This window comes from Mycobacterium colombiense (assembly GCF_003284935.1).
Taxonomy (GTDB): Bacteria; Actinomycetota; Actinomycetes; order Mycobacteriales; family Mycobacteriaceae; genus Mycobacterium; species Mycobacterium arosiense_A.
The window spans coordinates 1-24700 of sequence record NZ_QMEV01000017.1 but is presented as its reverse complement, the minus strand read 5'-3'; the positions used below and the strand labels follow the sequence as shown (position 1 = coordinate 24700).

Sequence of the window (24700 nt, the reverse complement as noted above, 5' to 3'; positions counted from 1 at the left end):
CTGTGAACTCGATCCGAGTCCGGTGTGTGTTTGCGCAGCTACGGCCGGAAAACGATGAGCGGTATCGCCATCTCCGCCGCGGTGGCCCCGCCGTGAAAGCCCACCAGCCGAGACGTTTCCGGGGGCTCATGCGCGCTCGCCAGCACCGCGGTGTCGCCGGAACAGACGACGACCACGTCGCCGAGGCGCTCCAGGTGTGGCGCGGCGACCGGCCCGAACATGCCGGTGGCCACCGCCTGCTCGCGGCTGTACACCGCGGCGCGGCCGTCCAACAGCTCGGCCCACGCGGCCTGCACGTCGCCGGCCGCACCCGGCGCGGTGTGCAGATACCGCACCCGGGGCTCGCCGGCCACCACCTCGATTCCCTCGGCCAGCCCGGGGGCGGTGTCGAGGTCGATGCGCGCCTCGGCCGGGACGTTGATGCCGCCATGGTCGGCGGTCACCAGCATCGCCGCGTTCGCCGGCAGCGCCTCGAGCAGGCGCGTCAGCAGCGTGTCGACATTCGTCGCCGCGGCGTGCCACTGCTCCGAGCCGACGCCGAAGACGTGGGCGGCGGTGTCGAGCTCGGCGGTGTAGCCGTAGACCAGGCCGGGTGCCGCGCGCAGCACGTCGGCCACCAGCCCCGGGTAGTCGTCGGTCGGTTCCGCCGGGTGGAGCTCGGCGCCCCGGTAGGCGGCCTCGGTCAGGCCGCTGCCCACGAACAGCGCCGGCAGCACGGCGCGGGCGCTCACGCCCGCATTCTTGAGCCGTTCGAACCAGGTCGGCACGGGCTGCCAGATGGCGGGGGCCGGGTCGTCACGCCACCGGACGTGGTGCAGCACCCGATCGGTGCCCGGCACCCTGAGCGTGAAGCCCAGGATCCCGTGCTCGCCCGGCAGCGCGCCGGTGCCCAGCGACACCAGGCTGGTGGGCGTGGTCGACGGGAAGGTGCAGTCCAGCTGGGTCAGCCGTCCGGTGCCACCGGCCAGCACGGACGCCAGCAGTGGGGCGCTGCCGGCCAGCTGCGGCAGCAGGTGCCAGCCCAGACCATCCACCAGCACGACGAGCACCCGGTCGGTCCGGTCCGCGTCCACCCAGTCCGCCACCGCCAGGGCGTCCGGCTGGTTCGGGCCGTCCGGGACCCCGAGCAGTCCGGCGGCGGCGGGCAGCACGTCGCAAAGAGAACCGGGCACGCAGGCCAGTCTGGTGGCGAAGTCAGACGCGCGCCAGTCGGTGGCCGGTCACCAGCAGCTGCCGCGCCGTGCTGTCGGTCAGCGCGCACAGCTGCGCCGGCGAGAGCCGGCCGCACAACCGGCCCCAGTGCATCGCCACCACGTCGCCGGCGGCCACGTCGGGCACCGCGCTGTACCCGTCGACCCACACGTCGAGCACGCGCGCCGACGGTTGCGACAGCGCCAGCGCCCGACCGTCCCAGGTCAGGTTTCGGCACACCACCTCGACGCGGTCCGCGGCGCGGGAAACCACTGTGCCGGAAGTGATTCGGCAGTTGTCCAGCACGCTCAGCGGTTGTTCGTCGATACCTCGCCCCAAAAAGCGCGTCCACGGATACACCCCGAACACGTGGAAACAGTGGTTGCCGGCGGCCTCACACGCCAGATCCGCGGTGAGGTGCGACCAGTAGTGGCCCGCCTGCGGGCCGATGATCGCGAGCAGCGCGTCGAAGAATTCCTGGGGGTCCAGCTCGGCGGCGACCCCGCCGCCGAGCCAATACGATTCGACCAGACGGTAATCCAGCGGATCGGCGATGCCGGTCAGCTCCGAGAGCACCCGCAGATACGGCCAGGCCCCGGAGAACCTGGTCGCCGCCCTGCGCACCTCGGCGACCGACCCGTCGCGCAGGGTCGCTCCCAGCGGCGGGCCGCAATAGCCGAGCGCGTTGGGGGCATAGGCGTAGCGGGCGAACATCTCTGCGCCCTCGGCAGAGGTCAAGTGCGCCCCACCAGCTTGACCGCGTCGCGGTGCATGCGCCCGAAGTTGTAGTAGGCCGCGCACGCCCCTTCGGGCGAGACCATGCACGTCCCGATCGGGGTCTCGGGGGTGCAGGCGGTGCCGAAAACCTTGCATTCCCAAGGCTTGAGCACACCCTTGAGCACCTCGCCGCACTGGCACGCCTTCGGGTCGGCGACCCGCACGCCGGGCATCGCGAACCGCAGCTCGGCGTCGAATTCGGCGAAATCGTCGTGCAGTCGCAGGGCGCTTTGCGAGATGAAGCCCAGCCCGCGCCATTCGAAGTGCGGCCGCAGCGTGAACACCTTGCCCATCAACGCGAGCGCCGCGGGGTTGCCGCGCTCGGGTACCACGCGCTTGTACTGGTTTTCCACTTCGCAGCGACCCTCGCGGATCTGGCGCAGCAGCATGGCGACCGAGGCCAGGATGTCCAGCGGCTCGAAACCGGCCACCACCAACGGCTTTCGGTACACCTCGGGCACGAACCGGTAGGGCCGGTTGCCGACCACGGTGGAGACGTGCCCGGGGCCGATGAAGCCGGACAGCCGCAGGTCCGGCGACTCCAGGATGGCCCTGATCGGGGGCACGATCGTGACGTGGTTGCAGAACACGGAAAAGTTCGGCAGGCCCAGCTCGCGGGCCCGCACCAGCGTCACCGCGGTCGAGGGTGCGGTGGTCTCGAAACCGATGGCGAAGAACACCACCTGCTTGCCGGGGTTGTCGACAGCGATCTTGCACGCGTCCAGCGGCGAGTAGACGAACCGCACGTCGGCCCCGCGGGCCTTGGCGTCCAGCAGGCTGCCGTGCGAGCCGGGCACCCGCATCATGTCGCCGAAACAAGTGAAGATCACGTCGGGCTGGCCGGCCAGCCACATCGCGTCGTCGATGCGCCCCATCGGGATCACGCAGACGGGACAGCCCGGGCCGTGCACCAGTTCGACGTTGTCGGGCAGCAGGTGTTCGATGCCGTGCCGGTAGATGGTGTGGGTGTGACCGCCGCACACCTCCATGAACTTGAACTCCTCGCCGTCGGTCCCGGCCAGGTGCTCGATGGCCACCAGCAGCTTGCGCGCCGCGGCCGGGTCGCGGAATTCGTCAACGAATTTCATTGCCGCTCCTCGTCAAACGATGGCCGACGAATCGAAGGCCTGCATTTCGGTCGTGTAGGTGTCGCCGAGCTTCTTGATCGCGGCCAGGGTCAGCAGCGCCTCGGTCTCGTCGATCTTGGCCATCGCGAACCCGACGTGCACCAGCACCCAGTCATCCGGTGCGGGCGGGTCGTTTTCCAACAGCCGGACGCTGATGGTCCGCTGCACACCGCTGACGTCCACCTTCGCCAAGCAATTGGCTGGGTCGGTGATCTCGACGATCCGGCCCGGAATCCCTAGGCACATGTTGGTGTATCTCCTCATCTATCAACAGATCCGGGGCAGCGGGTCGCCGACCAGCATGTCGACGATCCGGGTGCCGCCGAATCCCGTACGCAGCACCACGCTTTCGGCGGGCTCGGCGACGATTTCGCCCACCACGGCCGCATCGGCGCCCAACGGATGCGAGCGCAACGCGTCCAGTCCGGCCTGGGCCTCCTGCGGTGCGACGACGGCGACGAACTTGCCCTCGTTGGCGACATAGAGCGGATCGATGCCGAGCAACTCACAGGCGCCGGTGACCATGGGCGCCACCGGGAGTCGCTCCTCGTCGAGCAACACCCCGAGTCCGCAGGCCTGGGCCAGCTCGTTGCACACGGTGCCGACGCCGCCGCGCGTCGCGTCACGCATCCATCGGGTGGACGGGGCGGCCGCCATCAACAGCTCCACCAACGGGCTCAGGCACGCGGTGTCGGAGGCGATGTCGGCCTCGATGGCCAGATCGCCCCTGGCCAGCATCACCGCCATGCCGTGGTCGCCCATCGACCCCGACAACAGCACCTTGTCTCCGGCGCGCACCGACTGCGCCGACAGCGCGCGGCCCGCGGGGATGACGCCGATTCCGGCGGTGCTGATGAACAATCCGTCGGCAGCGCCCCGGGGCACCACCTTCGTGTCGCCGGTGACCACCTGCACACCGGCGGCCGCGGCCGCCGCGGCCATGTCGGCGACGATCTCCTTCAATTCGGCGATCCCGAAGCCCTCTTCGAGCACGAACGCCGCCGAGATCCAGGACGGCACGGCACCGGCCACCGCCAAGTCGTTACAGGTGCCGTGGATGGCGAGGGCGCCGAGGGACCCGCCGGGAAACCGGCGGGGTTGCACCACAAACGAATCCGTCGACATCGCCACCCGCTCGCCGCCGGGCAACGCCAGGACGGCGCCGTCACCGAGCGACTCGAGCAGCGGATTGCGGAACGCCTCCAAGAACACGGCGTCCACCAGAGCCGCCGATGCCTTGCCGCCCGCGCCGTGTGCCAGGGTCACGTGATCGTCGAGCAGTCGGGGCCGGCGCCGGCGGAACGACTCGATCCGCTCGATCACGTCGCCTTCGCCGAACCGCGGCCCCGAGGACAGGTAGTCGCTGGCCTGTTTGTTCGTCATGCGGCCCCCAAACCTTGGTCGCCGCCCAGGCTTTCGTGGACGGCCAGCCACAACTGGTAGCCGACCAGCGCCTGCGATTCCTGAATCCGGTGCACGCTCTGCGAGCGAACGACGATGCAGGCGTCCACGTTCGGGTTGTTCACGAAGGCGCCGCCGTCGTAGCCGGCGAAGCCGATGGTGTAGAGCCTGCGCTTGTGCGCCTCGGCCAGCGCGGTGAGCAGGTTGGGTGAGTTGCCGCTGGTCGACATCGCGATCGCGATGTCGCCGTCGCGCGCGCGGGCGATCAGCTGCCGGGCGAACACCAGCTCGAACCCGACGTCGTTGCCCAGTGCGGTCAGGATCGCCTGATCGGCGGTCAGCGACCACGCCGGCAGCGGCTTGCCCAGCGGCGGCCGGGCGAACAATCTCGCCAGCGTGGTGCAGTCGGTGCAGCTGCCGCCGTTGCCGAAGGTGAACATCCTTCCGCCAGCGGCGAATCGGCGGGCCAACTCGGCGGCGGCCGCCGCCAGCAGGTCGGCGTTGGCCTCGAGGGTGGAACGCCGCAGCGCCAGGCTTTCGGCCGCTTTGGCGTGGGCGGACGCGGCCAGGTCGGCGAGCAGGGCGCAGGGATCGTCTTCCTCGGCGTCGATGAACGGGTACAGGAAGTTGGTGGGTTCGTCGGCGGGACTCATGAAACACCTTCCTGCTCTTCGTCACAGACGGGGACCGATGGCGCTGCTCCTCCGATCCCGGCTGCGCCGGCATCTTCGTCACAGACGCGGCTGATCGCCATGCCGGCGTGCACCAGCACCAGCTCGCCGGGCGCGACCGGGTCGACGAGTGTGGTGATCACGTCCTCGATTCCCCGCGCCGTGCGCACCCGCGCCTGGTCACCGACCGCAGCGCTCACCACCTCACCCAGGCGGCCTTCGTCGCTACACGTCACGCACGCCTCGTCGTCCTCGCACCGCGTGGGTTTGAGCAACCCGGAATGCTCGAAACATACGTGGGTCAGCTCCCACAGCAGGTGGTAGAACAGCACGAAGCCGCCGGTGGCGGGCACGCGTGGGTCGGGATCGTCAAGCCAGAGCACGTGATCGGCCATCGCGGCCGCGGGCGGGTCGCCGCTGCCGATCCAGATCGTGGTGGCCCCCCAGGCCGGGCCGCGGCGCATCACCGACCGCACTTGCGCGTTGTCCGCACCCGCGATCGCGACCACGATGTCGCCGGGCCGCACCGAGACCCGTACCAGATCCACCAGATCCGGGCCGGTCAGCGCGACCGCCGGCAGCGCCCGCTTACCCATGATCACCGGATGCACGAATTCGACCGCGATGTGCAGCGCATGGGGTTCCCACGACGGGGCGATGGACCACATGGTGGCGCCGGCGGCGAATCGCTTGGCCAGCGTCAGTGCGGTGGCGGCGAGGTCTTCGGCCAGTTCGGCACTCAGGCCGCGATCGATCGCTGTGGTGATCATCGCGTCGATTCCTCCTCTTGCGCGATCAGCGCCGACACCGCGGCCTGGCCCAGGGCCAGCCCGCCGTCGTTCGGCGGCACGACGTGGTGGGTGAGCACTTCAAACCCCTTGTGCTGCAGCCGGGTACGGCATGACCGCAGCAGCAGCACGTTCTGGAAGACCCCGCCGGTGAGACCCACCAGCGCGGTGCCGCCCGGCACCCGGCCGACCACCTCGGCGACGGCGTCGGCGACGGCATGGTGAAACGCCGCCGCCAGCGCCGCCGGCGGTGTCCCGGCGTACAGCGCGGCGACCATGGCCTGCACCATCGGGGCGGGGTCGATCACCCGGTCGGGGCGCACCGCCAGCGGCAGGGAGGGTTGCGGGCGTGCCACACCGGCCGACTGCGCCAGCGCCTCGAGTTCGATCGCGGCTTGCCCTTCATAGTCGATGCGCTGCCGCACGCCGAGCAGGGAGGCGACGGCGTCGAACAGCCGGCCCATGCTCGAACATGGCACACAACCCGTCCCGGTCTCCAATTGCGAACGGATGAGGCGCAGTTCGTCGGCGCTCGCCGCGGCCACCGGCGCCAGGTCGGGCGTCCAGTCGATGTCGGCCATCCACAGTTGCGACAGCGCCATCCGCCATGGGTTGCGCACCGCGGCGTCGCCGCCGGGCAGCGGCACCGCTAACAGGTGCCCGGCCCGCACGAAACAGTGGCTTCGCGTTCCGAGGGCCAGAATCTCTCCGCCCCAGATCGTGTCGTCGCTGCCGTAGCCGGTGCCGTCGAAGGAGACCCCGATGATGGGTTCGCCGAGGCGCCCGTGTTCGGCCAGCAGTGAGACCACGTGGGCGTGGTGGTGCTGCACCAGGTCCAGCGGGCGCTCGCCCGCGTGGCGCTCGGCCCAGGCGCGGGTGTGGTAGCCGGGATGCAGGTCGGCGGCCAATCGCGCCGGCCGGCCGCGGATTTCGCTGAGTTGGGTCACCGCGCGCTCGAAAGCGCGCAGTGTCGCCCAGGTGGCCATGTCGCCGAGGTGGCCGGACAGGTACGCCCGACCCCCGTCGGTGAGGCAGCAGGTGTTCTTCAGTTCGCCGCCCACGGCCAGCACGGCGGGCCCCTCGAGGCGCAGGTCGATCGGCAGCGGCGCATAGCCCCGGGACCGGCGGATGGGCAGCTCGTGGGGTCCCGTCTCGTCGTGGACGACGCGCACCACCGAGTCGTCGCACGGCACATGGATGGGCCGGTCGTGGTCGAGGACCGCGTCGCACAAGGCGGGAAGCCGTTGCGCCGCATCGTCATCGGTGAAGCAGATGGGTTCATCGGAGCGGTTGGCGCTGGTCAGCACCAGGGCCTCGGGCGCCGGTCCGGCGTTGCCCGGCGCCGCCGACAGCAGCAGGTGATGGATGGGGGAGTAGGGCAGCATCAGCCCCAGCAGCGGGCTGCCGGGCGCGACACCCTCGGCGACCGCCGCGAGCGGCCGCCGCCGCAGCAGCACGATCGGGCGGGCCGGGCCGGACAGCACCGCGGCCTCGGTGTCGTCGACGTGGGCGTAGCGGCGGGCCACCTCGAGATTGCGGACCAGCATGGCAAAGGGCTTGGCGACGCGGGCTTTTCGGGTCCGCAACACGGCGACGGCCGTGGCGTCGTCGACGGCGCAGGCCAGGTGGTAGCCGCCGATGCCCTTGATGGCCACCACCGCGCCGGAGGCCAGCGCGAGCTGGGCGGCGCTCAGTGCCGCATCCGAGCCGCTCACCCGCCCGGCCGGCGAGGTGAACCACAGCGTCGGCCCGCAGTCCGGGCAGGCGACCGGCTGCGCGTGGAACCGGCGATCCGCCGGATCGTGGTATTCGGCGGCGCAGCGCGCACACATCGCGAACGCCGACATGGTGGTGGCGGGCCGGTCGTACGGCAGTCCCCGGATGATGGTGAACCGCGGACCGCAGTTGGTACAGGTCACGAACGGGTGCCGGTAACGCCGGTCGTGCGGGTCGAACAGTTCGGCGAGGCAGTCGTCGCACACCGCGATGTCGGGCGGGATCGGGGTGGTGGCGCCGGGCGCCAATTGGCTTGACACGATCCGGAATTCGGTCGGGCAGGCGGGGTCGGCCGCGACGTCCGCGACGCGGACCCCGGTGATCCGCGCCAGGGGTGGCGCCTGCGCGCGGAGCCGGCGCCCGAACTCCGCGACCCGGGCGGGCCGCCCCTGCACCTCGAGAAAGACCGCACCCGAGTCGTTGCCGACGAACCCGGCCAGGCCCAGTTCGGTCGCGATCCGATGCACGAACGGGCGAAAGCCCACCCCTTGAACCACGCCGGTCACCGTGACGCGCTGGCGCACCTGGGTCTCGGCGGGCCGCAACAGCAGGGGGGCTTGCGCCATGTCGGTCATCTCCACGGCCCTTCGGGATCGCCGTGACCGCGGCCCATCAGCTCCAGCCCGGCCATGGCCTGGTCGGCGCCGGCCCGATCGGTCTTCTCGACGACGAAGCCCATGTGGATGATCACCCAGTCACCGGGAGCGAACGTCTCGTCCGGCAGCATGCCGACGTTGACCTTGCGCTGTTCGCCGGCGACGTCGACCAGTGCGAGCTGCCCCTCGAAACCGTCCAGCATCCCGACGACCTGGCCCGGTATCCCCAAACACATGGCTCAGCACCACTTTTCGGCCGACAAGGACGGCTGCAACGCGGCGACGATCTCCTCGACCGCCCTTGCCGCCCGGGGGACGGCCTGGGCGACCGGTTCGGTCAGGCCGATGCCCTCCTGGACGCTGCCTGCCTCGCACCCGACGACCACCGTGTAGGGCGGGCGCCCGCCGAGTGCCCGCAGGCTGGCGAAGACGGCGGCCGGGTCCATGCTGTGACCGTCCAGGCCGCTGGTCTGCGACGGCTGGTCGTGGTCGGCCTGGAAGACGTGCAATGTGCCGGGATGGCCCTGGCTGGGGACGGCATCGACGAGCACCAGCGTGTCCCACTCCTCGAGCAGGTCATAGGCCAGGTGCATGCCACGGATGCCGTAGTCGATGACCTGAACCGTCGGATCGTCCTGGGGCAGCGCGGCGTTGCGGACCACTTCGGAGCCGAAGCCGTCGTCGCTGAGGAAGATGTTGCCGATCCCGGCTACCAGGATGCGCGCAGTCATGGTGGCTCCCGCGTCGGCTACATCCGCCTCAACTTCAGATAGCGGCGGGCATCCGGTACCGATATCGCGCCGAGCGCCAATGCGATCGTGACCACCAGCGCGACGAGGGCGATGAAGATCCAACCGAGGACTTCCATGGCGAACTCCTTTCAGGGGTTTGTACTGTGCTGCGATTGCAGCGGTTCGACTTCGTCCGGGGAGAAGTACAGGTAACGGCCGTACCAGTCGTGCAGGTCGGCGGCCGGGTCCTCGTCGACGACGACGCCGACGTGCTTGTTGCCCTCGACGTCGGAGTGCACCGAGGTGACGCGGGCGGTCTTGCCGGCGACGAAGATGTCCTGAGCGTCGGCGTTGCGCCGCGGCCGCAGCCGGACCCTGCTGCCCCGCGCCACCCGGATCCCGTTTACCAGCACCGCGTCGACCTCGGGACGGACGGCGTTGTCGGCCAACGGGTCCCACCAATCCACCCCGTCGGGAACCTCGGGCACCAGGGCGGCGCAGACATCGGGCGCGTGCGGGTCGCGCAGCACGCCGTGCAGCCGGGCCATGGCCTCGGGCGACATGGCGTCGCATTCGTCGATGATCCGCGCCGCCCGCGGGTCGGTGGCCCGGGCCTGTGCCTTCTCGTCGTCGGTCATGGTCATGACGCGCAGGGTGAGGATCTCGTCGATCTCGGTGCAGTCGTACAGCGCGGTGTCGCTTTGTTCGGCGACCTCGGGGTGGTCGTAGAGGATGATCGGCGAGATCAGCAGAATGTCGTCGGTGCCCGGCGGCCCGGCCAGCACGGGGAAGCAGCGATGCTGGGCGCACCGGGCCGCCGCATCGGTCGCGGCCTGCGGCGCCTCGAGCAGCGAGATGAACCGGCCGCCAACCACTTCGGCGATGAGGTGTGTTCCGATCATGGATCGCTCGATGGCGTCGGCCTTGTCGTGTGCGGGTGCACCGGTGTTGGTGATCCGTACCGATACTCGCCGCAGGTCGCCGTCGGGCTCGGCGGTGACGGTCAGTAAGCCCGCAATCTCGTGTCGTTCGCGGACCAGCCGGCCGCCGTCCACGGCTTCGAGGTCGGTTGCCGCGCGGACCGTCACCGGCAGCGACCAGGGTTGATCACCGAACGCGAGGGGTCCGAAGGAGATCTCGCACTCCACGGCTTCGTCCCAGGTCAGCCACGACGCGGTCGCGGTCCTCAGTTCGTCGACGTGTTCGAAATCGCCATCACCGGTGGCCCGTTCGGCCCGCCGGTGCTGCAACTGCAGGAAACGCAGCACCAGCGTCAGCGCCCGGGCGTCGTCGACCAGGAACTGCGCGGACAGGGTGTCGTCCTCGCCCAGACCGGCCTCGGCCGCACCGGTCGGCCCCACAACCCCGAACTGCCAACGTGATTGGTTCTTGCTCGACGTCCCGCGGTACGGGTAGAGCAGGTAGCCCTCGTAGAGCACCGCGTCGGCGACGGCACGGGCCCGATCCCAGCTCGAGGTCATCGCGTCACCTCGCGCTCGGTGGCATCCAGCAGTGAGGTGACCGCGTGGTCGAGGTCGAGCATCCCGCGCGCCGACTTGTAGCGGGCCAGTTCGCCGATGGTGCCGTGGCTCAGCCGGATCCATCCGCTGTTCGGATAGTGCTGTGCGATCAGGTCGCGCCAGACGGTGACGGGCATAGCGTAGTCGTCCTCGCAGTCCCAGGACACCTGCTGCACCGAGAACCCGCGCTCGGAGTTGACGAAAACCGTTCCGCTAAACAGAAACTGCAGCGGTACCGCGCCGTCGCGCAGCGCGTGCAGATATTTGGCGGCGGCCACCTCGAAGTCGTAGGTGCACTCCAGCGACAGCGTCGTGGTGGTGTGGCCGGTGAACCCCGGCACCATGGCGGTGCAGTGCTGCCACAGGAAGGTGCGCTGGGTGCTGGCCCAGCGCTCGCGGCCGCCGAACAGGTCCATCAGGCCGGCCGCTTCGTCATCGGTGTAGGAACGGCGCAGCGGCTCGATGCGGACCTGGCAGCGCAGGGCGATGGCGTGCACCGGGTCATCGCCGTCGGCGGTGACGGCGACACGGGCGGTCAAAACCGGGCTGACCGTATAGGGTTCGGCCGCCACGTCCAGCACTTCAAAGCTGACGTTCATTGCGGTGTCTTTGCGGCGCGGGCGGCCAGGCGGTCGAAGAAACCGTCGATGAATTCGCGGGCCTGCTGGCCCCCGTCGAAGCCGCGCCACACCATGCGCAGCCGTCCGACGAATTCGTAGCAGGCGTCGATCGGCACCAAATACGTTTCCGGTTGTGGCAATTCGCCGTCCTGGGTGTTGTCGGCGACCCGGACCAGCAGCGCCTCCACGTCGTCGGCGAGCAGGTTCACCCGCGGGTCGGCGTCGCGGATGGTCTCCCAGACCTGCATGTCCAGCTCGGATTCGCATGCCCCGGCCGGTCCGGGGTAGAAGGCCACGGTGTGGCCCAGGGCGGAGTTGGTGAAGAAGAAGGCGACCCCGACCGGGATCTGCAGTGCCTCCCACACCAGGCGATCCAGCGCGAAATCGGGAAACGACAAATACCGGTCCGGCACCGCGCGGTACCGCAGGTCGGCCGCCGAGTCGGTGAAGAGCAGATAGCAGGCGCGGCAGACGCACATGAGTTGGCGGCCGGCCACGTTGACCACGTGCTGATGTTCGTCGGCGATCGGCTCCGCGCACATCTCGCAGCGCTCGCCCGCGGGCTCGGGGGCGAGCCGGTCGCTTCTGATGCGGGCCAGGACGTCGAACGGGCCGGTCATATGCGCCGCTCCTCAGCATCACGTCGTTCTGCATCGTCGTCGGCGGTCATGCCGGCGCCCCCAACGCGTCCGCCGGCAAGGCCACCGACAGAACGCCGTCTCGGGTCAGCAGCGGCGTCGGCTCCAGATGCCCGGCCGAACCACCGGTCGCGGCGGCTCCCGCACCGACTACGTCGAACTCCGTGCGGCAGCGCGCACACCGCAGCATTCGACCGTGCAGGCGCGAACCCGCCAGTGAGTCGTCACACACCGGGCAGTGATCCCGGTAGGCGACGGTCTGGTCCCCGACCCGGCACGCCAGCAGGGCCACCCCGTCGATGACGAATCCCGCGGCTTCGCCGGGGGATAGCTCGGCCAGCTCGGGGGCCCGGTGCCAGGCGGCGGGTCGGTGTCCATTCGAATGCACATGCGCCAGTAGCGATTCGGCGGGGATGACGTTCGCCGGGGCGGTCGTGTCCGCGGCGGTGACCACCTCGATCGAGGAGATCTCCGGTGCCGCCGCGCGCACCGCGTCCTGCACCGCCAGTTCCAGCGTCACCGCCGACGACGGGCAACTCTTGCAGCTGCCCGTGAACGCCAGCCGCACGGTGTCGCCGGCGACCTCGAGCAGGTCGACGTCTCCGCCATGCGAGCCCAGGTAGGGCCGCACCCGATCCAGGGCGTCGGCGACCCTGCGGCGCACGTCGTGCGGATGCAGCCCGTGCACCAGGAGCAGGCTGGCCACCAGGTCGTCGGTGGCCAGCCGCTCGGCCAGCCCCCCGTCGGGCCCGGGCTGGCCGGCCATCCGCATGATGCGCTCCAGCCCGGCGCCGTAGAGCCCGACGACTTCGCGGACCAGTTGTTGCGCGCGGTCATACGCGGCGGTCCCGCCCGCCGCGCAGGAATCCAGCAGCGTCTGGATCCGATCGCCCGCCGCGCGCCACTGCGTGTCGTTATCGGGGTTCGGGCGATCCGCCATGTCTTACTCCGTTAATGGTGTCGACCCGCTGCGCCCGGCTTCGCCGCGCTTGCGATCGTCACGGCTCGACGGGTGACTGGGTGGGCGTGTGCAGTCTGTCCAGGGACTTGCCCTTTCCCAGGTACATGTGCACACCACAGGGCAGGCACGGATCGAAGCTGCGCACCGTGCGCATGACGTCGATCCCCTTGAAGTTGTCGCGGCCGTTCTCCTCGAAGATCGGCTGCCCCTGCACCGCGTCCTCGTACGGACCCGGCGTGCCGAAGCTGTCGCGGGGGTTGGCATTCCACGGGGTGGGCGGGTACGGGTGATAGTTGGCGATCTTGCCGTCCCGGATCACCATGTGGTGGCTGAGCACGCCGCGCACCGCCTCGGTGAACCCGCATCCGATGGCCTCGTCGGGCACCTCGAATTTCTCCCACGTCTTGGTGCGCCCGGCCCGGATCTCCTCGAGCGCCTTCTCGGCGAAGTGCAGAGCGCAGGCCGCCGCGTAGGCCTGGAAGTACGTGCGCGCCCGGTCGCGTTCGAGCGTGTTGCTGCCGTACTTCGGGATCGTCCACTCCAATTCGACGGGCCCCTTCAGCGCCGTCTTGGGCAGGTTGATCTTGACGCTGTTGCCGGTCGCCTTGACGTAACCGATGTCGACCAGGCCGGCCAGCGCGGTCGACCACAGCCGGGCCAGCGGGCCGCCGCCGGTATCCAGCGCCAGGTGATCCTTGCCGTCGAACCAGCGGGGCGACATCACCCAGCTGTACTTGCCACCTTCGATGTCCCGCTTCTGCGGGTGCGGGTTGGTGTGCTGGTTCCACGGGTGGCGCCGGTCCACCGCGTTGCCCAGCGGATCGGTCTTGACGAACATCTCCTGGTCGGTCCAGTCGTCGTAATACGAACTGCCCAAAAGGATTCGGATGCCCAGGTTGATGTCCACCAGGGAGTGGGTGACAAGCTTGCCGTCGACCACCACGCCCGGGGTGACGAACATGGCGTTGCCCCAGCGCTCCATGTCCTTGTACTCGAAGTTGCACACTTCCGGGTCCTGGAAGGAGCCCCAGCAGCCCAGCAGGGTGCGGCGCAGCCCGACGTTCTCATAACCGGGCAGCGCCTCGTAGAAGAAGTCGAACAGGTCGTCGTGCATGGGCACGACCTTCTTCATGAACTCGACGTAGCGCATCAGGCGCGTCATGTAGTCGGTCATCAGCTGGACGGTCGCCACGGTGCCCACCCCGCCCGGGTAGAGCGTCGACGGGTGCACGTGGCGGCCTTCCATGAGGCAGAACATCTCTCGCGTCCAGCGGCTCACCACCAGGGCCTCGCGGTAGAACTCCCCGCTGAACGGGTTGAGCGAGCGCATGATGTCGGCGATCGTCTTGTAGCCGTGGGCGTCCGCGTGCGGGGCCGGCGTCTTCTCGGCCAGCGACAGCATGCTCGGGTTGGTCTCGGAGACCATCTTCTCGCAGAAGTCCACGCCGACCAGGTTCTCCTGAAAGATGTTGTGGTCGAACATGTATTCCGCGGCCTCACCGAGGTTGACGATCCACTCACCCAGGTGCGGCGGCTTGACGCCATAGGCCATGTTCTGGGTGTAGCACGAACAGGTGGCGTGGTTGTCACCGCAGATGCCGCAGATGCGGCTGGTGATGAAGTGGGCGTCGCGAGGATCCTTGCCCTTCATGAAGATCGAGTAGCCGCGGAAGATCGACGAGGTGCTGTGGCACTCGACGACCTCCTTGTTCTCGAAGTCGATCTTGGTGTAGATGCCCAGGCTGCCCACGATCCTGGTGATGGGATCCCAGGCCATGTCGACCAGTTGGCCAGGTTCCCGCTTGGCTGAGGTGGCTTCAGGGCTGATGGTTGTCATCGCGTTACTTCTTCCCGCTGTGGCTGTTTCCGCGTTGGCTGATGCGGCGACGGCTCTTCGGCTACGAATGTGATAAAGGAACGCACCGACCCGGTAGGTGACCTACCAGGTGCGGCGCGCTCCAGTGGTGAGTTGGTCGCCGTTGTGGCGCCACCGCGGCTCTTTGTCGACGGTGCGTTCCGTGATACCCCTCAAACTGCGAATCACGGCTCCGTACAACCCCGACGCGGTGCTCGAGATCTTGCCGCCCGGCGGCTCGTCCATGAACGGCATGAACTTGTCCGGGAATCCCGGCATCGTGCAGCCGATGCAGATCCCGCCGACATTGGGGCACCCCCCGACGCCGTTGATCCATCCGCGCTTGGGCACGTTGCACTTGACCACGGGCCCCCAACAACCAAGCTTCACAATGCATTTCGGCGACCCGTACTCGGTGGCGAAGTCACCCTGCTCGTAGTAGCCGGCCCGGTCACAGCCCTCGTGCACCGTCTTGCCGAACAGCCACTGCGGCCGCAGCGCGTCGTCGAGGGGGATCATCGGTGCCTGACCGGTCGCCATGTACAGCAGGTAGGTCAGCGTCTCCGACAGGTTGTCCGGGTGGATCGGGCAGCCCGGCACGCACACGATCGGAATGCCCGCCTTGCTCTTCCAGTCCCAGCCCAGGTAGTCCGGCACGCCCATCGCCCCCGTCGGGTTGCCGGCCATCGCGTGGATACCCCCGTAGGTGGCGCAGGTTCCCACCGCCACGATGGCGGTGGCCTTGGGCGCCAACCGGTCGAGCCACTCACTGGTGGTCATCGGCTGTCCGGTGGCCGGGTCGTTGCCGAAGCCGCACCAGTAGCCCTCGTCCTTGATCTTCTCGTTCGGGATGGAACCCTCGACCACGAGCACGAACGGTTCCAGCTCGCCGCGGTCGGCTTTGAAGAACCACTCCAGGAAGTCGTCCGCGCCTCCGTTGGGTCCGCATTCGAAGTCGATCAACGGCCAGTGCACGGCCACCTGGGGGAGTCCGGGCAACGCCCCCAAGGCGATCTCCTCGACGCTGGGCTGGGTGGCAGCAGTCAATGCCACCGAATCGCCATCACAACTGAGGCCCGCGTTGATCCAGAGAACATGGATCAATGTTTGTTCTGCCTTGACTGCTGCTTCCGTTGGCATGCTGCAGCTTTCCGGAGCCGGGCTGGGGGCTCCTGGCGCCGCCGGAGTCGACCGTCGGCCCACTTGCGCAGCGCTATTTTTTGGGTCTACTCCCGCTATCGTGCGTTGTCAACGGTTCCACATTACCGATTAGTAGGCACGTGTTGCACACCACCGAAAAGCCTTGTCGCGCTTGGCTGACCCGCCCCAACGGGTGAACCAAAGCGGGCCGATCGTCCTGCGAATGTTTCGCAGGAGTGCGGGCCGTTCAGGCCCCCTCGGTGGCGAAACGGCGCAGCCAGCCGAACCACGCGGCCATGCCATCGCCGGTGCGGGCACTGACGGGCAGAATCGTCGCTGTCGCATTGACTTTGCGAACGTGGGCGATGTAGGTGTCGACGTCCACGTCCAGGTGGGGCACCAGGTCGATCTTGTTCAGCAGCACCACGTCGACCGACCGGAACATCACCGGATACTTCAGCGGCTTGTCCTCGCCTTCGGTCACCGAATAGACCATGGCCTTGGCATGCTCGCCGACGTCGAATTCCGCCGGGCAGACCAGATTGCCGACGTTCTCGATGACCACCAGGTCCAGCGCGCCCAGATCGAGGCCGGGCAGTGCCCGGTTGACCATGGGCGCGTCGAGGTGGCACTCGCCGCCAAATCCGTTGCTGGTATTGAGCAGTGACACCTGGGCGCCGCGACCGCTGAGCTTGGCCGCGTCCAGGTCGGTGGCGATATCACCCTCGATCACCCCGATGGCCAGGTCGCCGGCGAGCTCGTCGAGCGTCGCCTGCAGGATGGTGGTCTTGCCCGAGCCCGGCGAGCTCATCAGGTTGAGGGTGCGTACCCCGTTGCTCTCGAACGCCGCCCGGTTGGCGTCGGCGAGCGCGTCGTTCTCGGCGAAGATCGCCTCCAGCACCTCGACGCGCTGGCCGCCGGTCCGATAGCGGCTGTGGTCGCCGCGATCGTGGTCGTGGGGAAGGTCATCGTGGGAGTGACTGTGCACGGTCCCGTCGTCGTGCCGATGAAATCTACCCATCGTCAACGCCTTTCACGATGCGGCCGTTCATGACACATCCAGTGAGGTCACCAAGAACTCGTTGCCGCGCAGCACCTCGACATCGGAGCTGTCGCAGCGCGGGCACCAGATCGACCATGGGGAGGTGATCTCGGATCGCCCGCCGCAGGCGCGGCACCGGACTTCGGCGCTGACGCATTCGAGTTCCAGTTCGGCGTCGGGCATGTCCTCGGCGTCGCGGACCAAGGTCCAGCAGAAGGACAGCGACTCGGGCACCACCTGGCGCAGCGCACCGACGCGGACCCGGACCACCTCGACGTGCCGGCCGTCGGCGTGCTGCCTGACCACACCGGCGATCGCTTCGCACAGCGACAGCTCATGCATCGCCGGTCACCGGCGATCCGAGCCGGGCGCAGGCCAACGAGCCCATGAGCACTGTTCTACACCCGAACGGCGCTTGGCGGTCAGGCTCTTGGTCGACTCACGAGGTCCACTTCTCTTCGATGCGCCCGTAGCGCCACACGAGGAGGGCCACCGCCCAGGTGGCGACGAACATGGCGACGACGGCGTAGCCGATCGCGTTGAGGTCCAGCCCGCCGATCCAGCTCCAGAACGCGCCCCGCCAACCGAACTGGTCGGCGAACAGGACCAGCAGTTCGACGCTGCCGATCAGCAGCGCCACGGCCACCGACAGCGCGGTGATCGTGATGTTGTAGTAGATCTTGCGCACCGGGTTGGAAAAGGCCCAGCCGTAGGCGAAATTCATGAACGAGCCGTCGATGGTGTCCAGCAGGCACATGCCCGCGGTGAACAGGACCGGCAGGCACATGACGGCGTACCAGGGCAGCCCGGCCGCGGCGCTGGTGCCGGCCAGCACCAGAAGCGCGATCTCGGTGGCGGTGTCGAAACCGAGCCCGAACAACAGCCCGACGGGATAACAGTGCCAGGACTTGGTGATCGACGCGGTGAAGCGGCCGAGCAACCGGTTCATCAGTCCACGGTTGCCCAGTTGCCGCTCCAGTTCGGCGGCGTCGGTGTCGGGATCGTATTCGCCCCGGCGCAGTCGGGTGGACACCCGCAGGATCCCGACCAGGACGACGAGGTTGAGCAGGGCGATGGCGTAGAGGAACAGTCCGGAGACGCTGGTGCCGATGAGGCCGGTGTAGTGGTGCAGCGCCGAGGAGTCGTCCTCGACCGGGCCGACGACCGTCTTCACCCCGCACGCCAGCAGCAGAGCCAGCCCGAACACCACGGTGGAGTGGCCCAGGGAGAAGAAGAAGCCCACCGCCAGCGGGCGCTGGCCGGAGTTCATCAGCTTGCGGGTGGTGTTGTCGATGGCGGCGATATGGTCGGCGTCGAACGCGTGCCGCATGCCCAGGGTGTAGGCCGTCAATCCGATGCCGACGCCAAATGCCTTGCCGCCCAAGCTGTATTGGGCGGGCGCCACCAGGAGGACCATGGTGAGCCAACCGAGCAGGTGCAGCGCGACGATCACCGCCAGCATCGCCGCCAGGCGCCACCACTCCGCCCGCGTCAGGGCGCCGAGAAGCCTGCTCGCCCGTGACGGCTGCCAGTCGATCTCGGTGCTCGCCACGGGGGTCCTTCCGGCGCGTCCTTGCGGTAGGGGACTGAGAACCACCGGCACGACTGTAAGTACCACGCGTCGCCAGATGCAAGTGAGTCGCAGGAATTCGCGAGGCCTCGATCGCGCCGGGGACTGGCGATTCCGCCGCGTCGGCGCGACACTGAACCCGTGGCGTCCACGCCGTCGGTACTGGATGCGTCGGTCACCGAGAGGATCGGCGATTTCCTGCGCGCCCGGGGGCTGCGGCGGATGGCCTCGCGGATCCAGGTCCTGGCGGTGCTGGAACCCGTCAACGGGCACCTGCCGGTCGCCGAGATCCACCGGCGGATGCGTGAGTGCCTGCCGCCGGGCACCCACGCGCCCGACGTGGCGACCGTCTACCGCACGGTGACCACTCTGGTGGAGCAGGGGGTGCTGCACGCGTTGGCGCTCGACGGCGGTGTGACGACCTACGGGCTGGCCACCGCGCCGCACCATCACGCGGTTTGTACCCACTGCGGCACCATCATCGAGGTGCCCGCCCGCCAGCTGAGTTCGGCCCTCGAGCAGGCGATGGAGGGCAGTTCCTTCGCGCTGTCGGACGCGGCGGGGCTGACGCTGCACGGCCTGTGCCCGCAGTGTCAGGACGACCAGGACGACCAGGCCGACCCGCGATCGCGCCGCCGCTGAGGTCAGCACAGACCCAGTAGCGCGTTCTCCACCACCTCGGGCAGCGCCGGGTGGATCCAGTACTGCCCGCGGGCCATCTCCGGTGCGGTGAGGCCGAAGCTCATCGCCTGGACCAGCGGCTGGATGATCGACGATGCCTGCGTGCCCATGATGTGCGCGCCCAGCAGCCGCCCGGTGCCGCGCTCGGCGATGAGCTTGACGATCCCGGTGGTGTCCTCCGACGCCCAGCCGTAGGCGACGTCGGCGTAGTCCTGAATCTTGGTCGAGATCTTGAAACCCTGTGCGATGGCTTCGTTTTCGGTCAACCCGACGTAGGCGATCTGCGGATCGGTGAACACCGCCGACGGCACGTAACGGTGGTCCGTGAGGGCCATCGCGTCGGTGTCGTCCCAGTCGCAGAGCAGGTTGTGCTGTACGACGCGCGCCTCGTGGTTGGCGACGTGCTTGAGCTGATACGGCGAGGACACGTCGCCGAGGGCGAAAACCCCGCGCGCCGTGGTGCGCTGGTAGCAGTCGACGGCCACCAAACCGTCCTCGACGGCGACGCCGGCCTGCTCGAGGTCGAGTTGGTCGGCGTTGGACACCCGCCCGGTCGCCACCAGCAGCGCGTCGGCGTGCACGGTGTGACCGTCGTCGAGTTCCACCGCGACGCCCGAGCCCCGGTTCTCGGCGCCCACGACGTTGCGGTGGGTGTGTAGCTCCCATTTGCTCGACGCGATGCGGGTGAAGCGTTTGCACACGACGTCGTCGCAATGCCGCAGCAAGGCGGAGCCGCGGACCACCAGGGTGACCCGCGAGCCGAGCGAGGAGAAGATGTGGGCGAATTCGGCTGCCACGAAACCGCCCCCGACGATCACCAGATGCTCTGGCAGCTCGGAGAGTCGCATGATCGTGTCGCTGGTGTGGTAGCGGGCGCCGCACTCGAGGATCGCCGGGGGGACCACGGCCCGTGCCCCGGCCGCGATCACCACCTGGTCGGCCGCGAATTCGTCGCCGGCATCGGTGCGCAACAGGTAGCGTCCGTCCGGCTGCACCGCACCGAATCGGGTGTGCTGCTTGTAGACGTCGATGTTGGGTGAGGCGCACCGGTAATCCTCACCGCTGACCCCGATCGGGTCGATGCGCCCGAAGACCCGCGAGACGATGTCGTCCCAGCGCACCCGGTCGATGCGTGCGTCGATGCCGAAGCGCGCCGCGTCCCGGATCGTCTGGGCGACCTCGGCGGCGTAGACGAACATCTTCGTCGGGATGCACCCGACGTTCAGGCAGGTGCCACCGAAGGTGCCCTCTTCGCAGATCGCCACCCGCTGGTCGGCGAATCGGTCATCGAGAATGCTGTTGCCCGAACCGGTTCCGATGATCGCGATGTCGTAAGTCTCCAAGCCGTCACCCCTTTCGCAACGATGCCGAGGCGTCGTTGTCGGTGCGCAGGTAGCCCTCGAGCCAGAGGTCCAGTTCCCGATAGGCGACTTCGCGCGGGCCCTGCAGGGACAAGAACACGTCGTGTTTGGCGTCGGGCACCGGGACGACGGTGGTGCGGTTGCCGACACAGCCGGCCCAGCGGGCGATCTGGGTGACGTCGAGGACCGCGTCGCCGCGCTGCATGGCCGCCGAATCGGTGCTCTCGCGCACGCTGTGATCCGAGCGCAGGATCAGGTTCGGCACGCCGACGTCCAGGCCGCGATGCAGCCGGGCCTGGCCGCGGCGGATGGCGTGCAGCCAGCCGAAGGTGATGGGGAAGCCGCCGACCGGTTTCCACTGCAGGTCGTAGTCGAATTCCCCGCCGTAGTCGCGGTGCAAGGTGGTGCCGTAACCACCCTCGCCCGGTGCCCGGGCCACCCCCTTGGATCGCACCCGGGACAGGCCCGCGATCAGCGCCACCGTCACGGAGTGCCGCAGAATGGGCGGCCCGGGCAGCTCCAAGAACGGGCTGTTGAGCACCAAGCCGCGAACGGCCCCGTGGGCGGCCGGGTTTCGCCGGCGCAGCCGGTCCAGCCACAGCGACGCGATCAGCCCGCCCGCGGAATGCGCGTACACCAGCACCCGGCCGTGTGCCGCGACCGCGGACAGCGCCCGATCGAGTTCGGTCTCGTAGTTGGTGAGGTCGGTGATGAAGTGCGGCGTCTGGTCGTCGCGCCGCGACCGCCCGCACTTGTGCAGGTCCAGTGCGTAGAACGTGAAGCCACGGGCGGCGAAATGATCGGCAAGTTCGGTGTGGAAGAAGTAGTCGGTGTAGCCGTGCACCGCGAGCACCGCCTGCCCCGTCTCGCCGCCGGACTGCCGGGGCTCGGGTCCGCGCCGGATCAGGGTCGCGACGATGTCGCCCTCGCCGGCCGGATCGGGGCCAAGGGCGAGGCTGCGCTGCCAGTAACCGGGAAGGACATCGGGCACCCAGTCGGTCGCGTCGCCGGTCGCCCTGCCAGTCACCCCGCCTTTCACCAAGCCAGCTTAGAGCTTTTGCTGGCGGCCGGGCGCCGCACGTCGTTCGCGGCCACTTTGCGTCGGGATAACCTGAGGATCGGCCCAGTCGAGGGAAGGACCAGCACGCCGGTGTCATCGCTAGCCACAACCACACGGACGGACGTCGTGTTGGTGGGCGCGGGCATCATGAGCGCGACGCTGGCGGCGTTGCTGCGCCGGCTGCAGCCGGACTGGTCGATGACCTTCGTCGAGCGTCTGGACGCCGTGGCCGCCGAGAGCAGCAGCCCCTGGAACAACGCCGGCACCGGGCATTCGGCGCTGTGCGAGCTGAACTACACACCGCAACGCGCCGACGGCTCGATCGACATCAGCAAAGCGGTGCGCATCAACGAGCAGTTCCAGGTGACCCGCCAGTTCTGGGCCTACGCCGTCGAGAACGGCATCCTGACCGATCGCGGATTCGTCACCGCCGTCCCGCACGCGAGCTTCGTGCGCGGGGCTGCGCGCGTCGACTATCTACGGCGACGGCAACGGGCGCTGGCGGCCAACCCACTGTTCGCCGGCATCGAATTGATCGAGGACGCGGCCGAGTTCGCCCGCCGGTTGCCTTTCATGGCCGCCGGGCGCGACTTCTCCGAACCGACGGCGCTCAACTGGGCCGCCCACGGCACCGACGTCGACTTCGGGGCCCTGACACGACAACTCGTCGGGTTTTGCGTGCGCGGCGGCGCGACCGCCCTGTTCGGTCACGAGGTCCGCAACCTGTCCCGCCAGTCCGACGGCACCTGGACGCTGCTGGTCCGCAACCGGCGCACCGGCGAAAAGCGCCGGCTGAACGCCAAATTCGTCTTCGTCGGGGCCGGCGGTGACGCACTGCCGCTGTTGCAGAAGTCCGGCATCGACGAGGTGAAGGGCTACGCGGGATTCCCGATCGGTGGCCGGTTCCTGCGCGCGGGCAACCCGGCGCTGACCGCCGCGCACCGCGCCAAGGTCTACGGCGCACCCGCTGCCGGCGCCCCGCCCCTGGGTGCGCTGCACCTGGACCTGCGCTATGTCAACGGCAAACCCTGGCTGGTGTTCGGCCCGTATGCCGGCTGGTCGCCGAAGTTCTTGAAACACGGCCACTTCACCGATCTGCCCCGCTCGGTGAAGCCGGACAACCTGGCCTCCCTGGTCGGTGTCGGCATCACGCAGCTGGCGCTGCTCAGGTATTTGCTCGGCCAGCTGCGGTTGTCGACGCCGGATCGGCTGCGCATGCTGCGCGAATTCGCGCCCCGCGCAACGGGTTCGGATTGGGAGCCGACGGTGGCCGGCCAGCGGGTACAGGTGATCCGGCGGGACAGGCGCAAGGGTGGGGTGCTCGATTTCGACACCACGGTGGTGGGCGCCGCCGACGGAAGCATCGCGGGTCTGCTCGGCGGTTCTCCCGGGGCGTCGACCGCGGTGCCGATCATGCTCGGGGTGCTGGAACGCTGCTTCGCCAACCGATTTCCGTCGTGGCTGCCCGCGCTCAAAGAGATGGTCCCGTCGCTGGGGGCGACGCTGTCGGACGAGCCGGCGCTCTACGACGAAGTCTTTTCCTGGGGAACGAAGGTTTTGGGGTTGAGCGATGCGGGGGGACCGCCCGCTTGCGGGGGACGAAGCGATGAGGAGGAGCGGCGCCAGTGACAGAAGCACTGCGACGTATTTGGGCCAAAGACCTTGACGCTCAAACACTCTACGAGCTGCTCAAGCTGAGGGTGGAGGTGTTCGTCGTCGAACAGGCGATCCCGTATCCGGAACTGGACGGGCGCGACCTGCTGGCCGAAACACGGCACTTCTGGCTGGAAACGACTGGGGGCGAGGTGATCTCCACGCTGCGGCTGATGGAGGAACACGCCGGGGGCGAGAAGGCGTTCCGGATCGGGCGGCTGTGCACCAAACGCGCCGCGCGCGGTCAGGGCCACACCACCCGGCTGCTGCGCGCGGCGCTGGCCGAGGTGGGTGATTACCCGTGCCGGATCAATGCGCAGACGTATCTGGCGGAGATGTACGCCCAGCACGGATTCGTGCGTGACGGCGACGATTTCCTCGACGACGGCGTTCCGCACGTGCCCATGTTGCGGCCCGGTTCCGGATTGGCGGTCACGCCGTGAAGCCCTACCCGTTCAGCGCGATCGTCGGCCACGATCAGCTGCGCCTGGCCCTGTTGCTGTGCGCCGTGCGCCCCGAGATCGGCGGCGCGCTGATCCGTGGCGAGAAGGGCACCGCCAAGTCGACGGCCGTGCGCGGCCTCGCGGCATTGCTGTCCGAGGCCACCGGCAGCGACGCCGGCCTGGTCGAAATGCCGCTCGGGGCAACCGAAGACCGGGTGATCGGCTCGCTGGACCTGCAGCGGGTGCTGCGCGACGGGGAGCACGCGTTCTCGCCGGGCCTGCTGGCCCGCGCGCACGGCGGGGTGCTCTACGTCGACGAGGTCAACCTGCTGCACGACCACCTCGTCGACGTTCTGCTCGACGCCGCGGCGATGGGCCGGGTGCACATCGAACGCGACGGCATCTCGCACTCGCACGAGGCCCGCTTCGTGTTGATCGGCACGATGAATCCCGAGGAGGGCGAACTGCGTCCGCAGCTGCTGGACCGGTTCGGGCTCACCGTCGACGTGCACGCCTCCCGCGACGTCGACGTGCGGGTGCAGGTCATCCGGCAGCGGATGGCGTATGAGGCCGACCCGGAGGGTTTCGCCGAGCGCTACGCCGACGCCGACGCCGAGCTGGCCCGGCGCATCGCCGCCGCGCGTGCCCTCGTCGACGATGTGGTGTTGCCCGACAACGAATTACGGCGCATTGCCGCCTTGTGCGCGGCGTTCGACGTCGACGGGATGCGCGCCGACCTGGTGGTGGCCCGCACCGCCGTCGCGCATGCCGCGTGGCGCGGCGCGGACACCGTCGGGGAAGAGGACATCCGGGTGGCCGCCGAACTGGCATTGCCGCATCGCCGCCGCCGCGACCCGTTCGACGATCCGGGCATCGATCGCGACCAGCTGGACGAGGCCCTGGCGCGTGCCGGTGCCGACCCCGACCCCGACCCCGACCCCGACCCGCCCGGCGGCGGTGCATCCACCGAGGCCGAACATGATGCGCCGCAACAGAACCCAGCGCAAAAAGGCAAGCCGCAGGCGCCGACGACCAGGCCCAGCGCGCCGCCATCGGCGACGTTTCGCACCCGCGCGCTGCGGGTTCCCGGTGTCGGGG

The 24700-nt window shown here is 68.9% G+C and carries 25 protein-coding genes and 1 pseudogene; 4 read left to right on the top strand and 22 right to left on the bottom strand.

Annotated elements, in window-relative coordinates:
* Positions 1-38: 38 nt before the first annotated feature.
* The 20 genes and pseudogenes from DQP57_RS10745 to DQP57_RS10655 all read right to left on the bottom strand — a co-directional run bounded on the left by DQP57_RS10745 (position 39) and on the right by DQP57_RS10655 (position 18386).
* On the bottom strand, positions 39-1172 hold the full coding sequence (locus DQP57_RS10745; RefSeq protein WP_112632957.1) for an alkaline phosphatase family protein: 1134 nt from the start codon (positions 1170-1172) through the stop codon (positions 39-41).
* 22 nt (positions 1173-1194) lie between these two features.
* A complete protein-coding gene (locus tag DQP57_RS10740; RefSeq protein WP_276310824.1) occupies positions 1195-1929 on the bottom strand; it encodes a DUF6390 family protein in 735 nt (244 codons plus the stop codon).
* Positions 1926-3056, bottom strand: a complete 1131-nt coding sequence (gene hypD, locus DQP57_RS10735) for a hydrogenase formation protein HypD (protein ID WP_112632955.1) — start codon at positions 3054-3056, stop codon at positions 1926-1928. The genes DQP57_RS10740 and hypD overlap by 4 nt, the downstream gene beginning before the upstream one ends.
* A 12-nt stretch (positions 3057-3068) precedes the next feature.
* The gene (locus tag DQP57_RS10730) at positions 3069-3341 is read right to left on the bottom strand and encodes a HypC/HybG/HupF family hydrogenase formation chaperone (protein WP_112632954.1); all 273 of its coding nucleotides are present in this window, start codon (positions 3339-3341) and stop codon (positions 3069-3071) included.
* A 21-nt stretch (positions 3342-3362) separates the two neighbouring features.
* A complete protein-coding gene (gene hypE / locus DQP57_RS10725) occupies positions 3363-4478 on the bottom strand; it encodes a hydrogenase expression/formation protein HypE (protein WP_112632953.1) in 1116 nt (371 codons plus the stop codon).
* Positions 4475-5149, bottom strand: coding sequence for a D-sedoheptulose-7-phosphate isomerase (locus DQP57_RS10720; protein WP_112632952.1), 675 nt, complete (start codon positions 5147-5149; stop codon positions 4475-4477). Before DQP57_RS10720 ends, hypE begins: the two co-directional genes overlap by 4 nt.
* On the bottom strand, positions 5146-5937 hold the full coding sequence (locus DQP57_RS10715; RefSeq protein WP_240631735.1) for a HypC/HybG/HupF family hydrogenase formation chaperone: 792 nt from the start codon (positions 5935-5937) through the stop codon (positions 5146-5148). The genes DQP57_RS10720 and DQP57_RS10715 overlap by 4 nt, the downstream gene beginning before the upstream one ends.
* Complete coding sequence (gene hypF, locus DQP57_RS10710) at positions 5934-8297, bottom strand: carbamoyltransferase HypF (protein ID WP_112633015.1); 2364 nt, start codon at positions 8295-8297, stop codon at positions 5934-5936. The genes DQP57_RS10715 and hypF overlap by 4 nt, the downstream gene beginning before the upstream one ends.
* Before the next feature lie 5 nt (positions 8298-8302).
* On the bottom strand, positions 8303-8563 hold the full coding sequence (locus DQP57_RS10705) for a HypC/HybG/HupF family hydrogenase formation chaperone (RefSeq protein ID WP_112632951.1): 261 nt from the start codon (positions 8561-8563) through the stop codon (positions 8303-8305).
* Between the two features lie 3 nt (positions 8564-8566).
* On the bottom strand, positions 8567-9058 hold the full coding sequence (locus DQP57_RS10700; RefSeq protein WP_112632950.1) for a hydrogenase maturation protease: 492 nt from the start codon (positions 9056-9058) through the stop codon (positions 8567-8569).
* 17 nt (positions 9059-9075) lie between these two features.
* On the bottom strand, positions 9076-9195 hold the full coding sequence (locus tag DQP57_RS27615; RefSeq protein ID WP_430918788.1) for a DUF6893 family small protein: 120 nt from the start codon (positions 9193-9195) through the stop codon (positions 9076-9078).
* A pseudogene (locus tag DQP57_RS10695) lies at positions 9186-10539 on the bottom strand (hypothetical protein); the annotation flags it as partial. The gene DQP57_RS27615 and the pseudogene DQP57_RS10695, both read right to left, overlap by 10 nt.
* Complete coding sequence (locus DQP57_RS10690; RefSeq protein WP_112632948.1) at positions 10536-11177, bottom strand: DUF6084 family protein; 642 nt, start codon at positions 11175-11177, stop codon at positions 10536-10538. The gene DQP57_RS10690 and the pseudogene DQP57_RS10695, both read right to left, overlap by 4 nt.
* Positions 11174-11818, bottom strand: a complete 645-nt coding sequence (locus DQP57_RS10685; protein WP_112632947.1) for a DUF5947 family protein — start codon at positions 11816-11818, stop codon at positions 11174-11176. Before DQP57_RS10685 ends, DQP57_RS10690 begins: the two co-directional genes overlap by 4 nt.
* A gap of 46 nt (positions 11819-11864) precedes the next feature.
* Positions 11865-12776 (bottom strand): NifU family protein, encoded by a 912-nt coding sequence (locus tag DQP57_RS10680; RefSeq protein WP_112632946.1) that lies wholly within the window; start codon positions 12774-12776, stop codon positions 11865-11867.
* Positions 12777-12834: 58 nt separating this feature from the next.
* A complete protein-coding gene (locus DQP57_RS10675) occupies positions 12835-14634 on the bottom strand; it encodes a nickel-dependent hydrogenase large subunit (protein ID WP_112632945.1) in 1800 nt (599 codons plus the stop codon).
* 102 nt (positions 14635-14736) lie between these two features.
* Entirely contained in the window at positions 14737-15792 is a 1056-nt protein-coding gene (locus tag DQP57_RS10670; RefSeq protein ID WP_066870342.1) for a hydrogenase expression protein HypE, read from the bottom strand.
* Between the two features lie 247 nt (positions 15793-16039).
* Positions 16040-16813 carry a hydrogenase nickel incorporation protein HypB gene (gene hypB, locus DQP57_RS10665; RefSeq protein WP_112632944.1) on the bottom strand — a complete coding sequence of 258 codons (774 nt, stop codon included), beginning with the start codon at positions 16811-16813 and terminating at the stop codon, positions 16040-16042.
* Positions 16814-16840: 27 nt separating this feature from the next.
* Positions 16841-17176: a hydrogenase maturation nickel metallochaperone HypA gene (locus DQP57_RS10660; RefSeq protein WP_112632943.1), complete on the bottom strand. Its 336-nt coding sequence runs from the start codon at positions 17174-17176 to the stop codon at positions 16841-16843.
* A 97-nt stretch (positions 17177-17273) separates the two neighbouring features.
* Entirely contained in the window at positions 17274-18386 is a 1113-nt protein-coding gene (locus tag DQP57_RS10655) for a HoxN/HupN/NixA family nickel/cobalt transporter (RefSeq protein WP_112632942.1), read from the bottom strand.
* Between the two features lie 159 nt (positions 18387-18545).
* Here DQP57_RS10655 and DQP57_RS10650 point away from each other — a divergent pair, with 159 nt between their 5' ends.
* Positions 18546-19046, top strand: a complete 501-nt coding sequence (locus DQP57_RS10650) for a Fur family transcriptional regulator (RefSeq protein WP_112632941.1) — start codon at positions 18546-18548, stop codon at positions 19044-19046.
* A 2-nt stretch (positions 19047-19048) separates the two neighbouring features.
* Here DQP57_RS10650 and mtr read toward each other — a convergent pair whose 3' ends face one another.
* On the bottom strand, positions 19049-20428 hold the full coding sequence (gene mtr / locus DQP57_RS10645) for a mycothione reductase (RefSeq protein ID WP_112632940.1): 1380 nt from the start codon (positions 20426-20428) through the stop codon (positions 19049-19051).
* 4 nt (positions 20429-20432) lie between these two features.
* Positions 20433-21437 (bottom strand): alpha/beta hydrolase, encoded by a 1005-nt coding sequence (locus DQP57_RS10640; protein WP_112633014.1) that lies wholly within the window; start codon positions 21435-21437, stop codon positions 20433-20435.
* A 159-nt stretch (positions 21438-21596) separates the two neighbouring features.
* On the opposite strand from DQP57_RS10640, the gene mqo reads away from it, so the two are divergent.
* The 3 genes from mqo to DQP57_RS10625 form a co-directional block, all read left to right on the top strand.
* On the top strand, positions 21597-23135 hold the full coding sequence (gene mqo, locus DQP57_RS10635; protein ID WP_112632939.1) for a malate dehydrogenase (quinone): 1539 nt from the start codon (positions 21597-21599) through the stop codon (positions 23133-23135).
* Positions 23132-23602, top strand: coding sequence for a GNAT family N-acetyltransferase (locus tag DQP57_RS10630; RefSeq protein WP_112632938.1), 471 nt, complete (start codon positions 23132-23134; stop codon positions 23600-23602). Before mqo ends, DQP57_RS10630 begins: the two co-directional genes overlap by 4 nt.
* A partial coding sequence (locus DQP57_RS10625) for an ATP-binding protein (protein WP_165821796.1) occupies positions 23599-24700 on the top strand: 1102 nt, incomplete at its 3' end. The genes DQP57_RS10630 and DQP57_RS10625, both read left to right, overlap by 4 nt.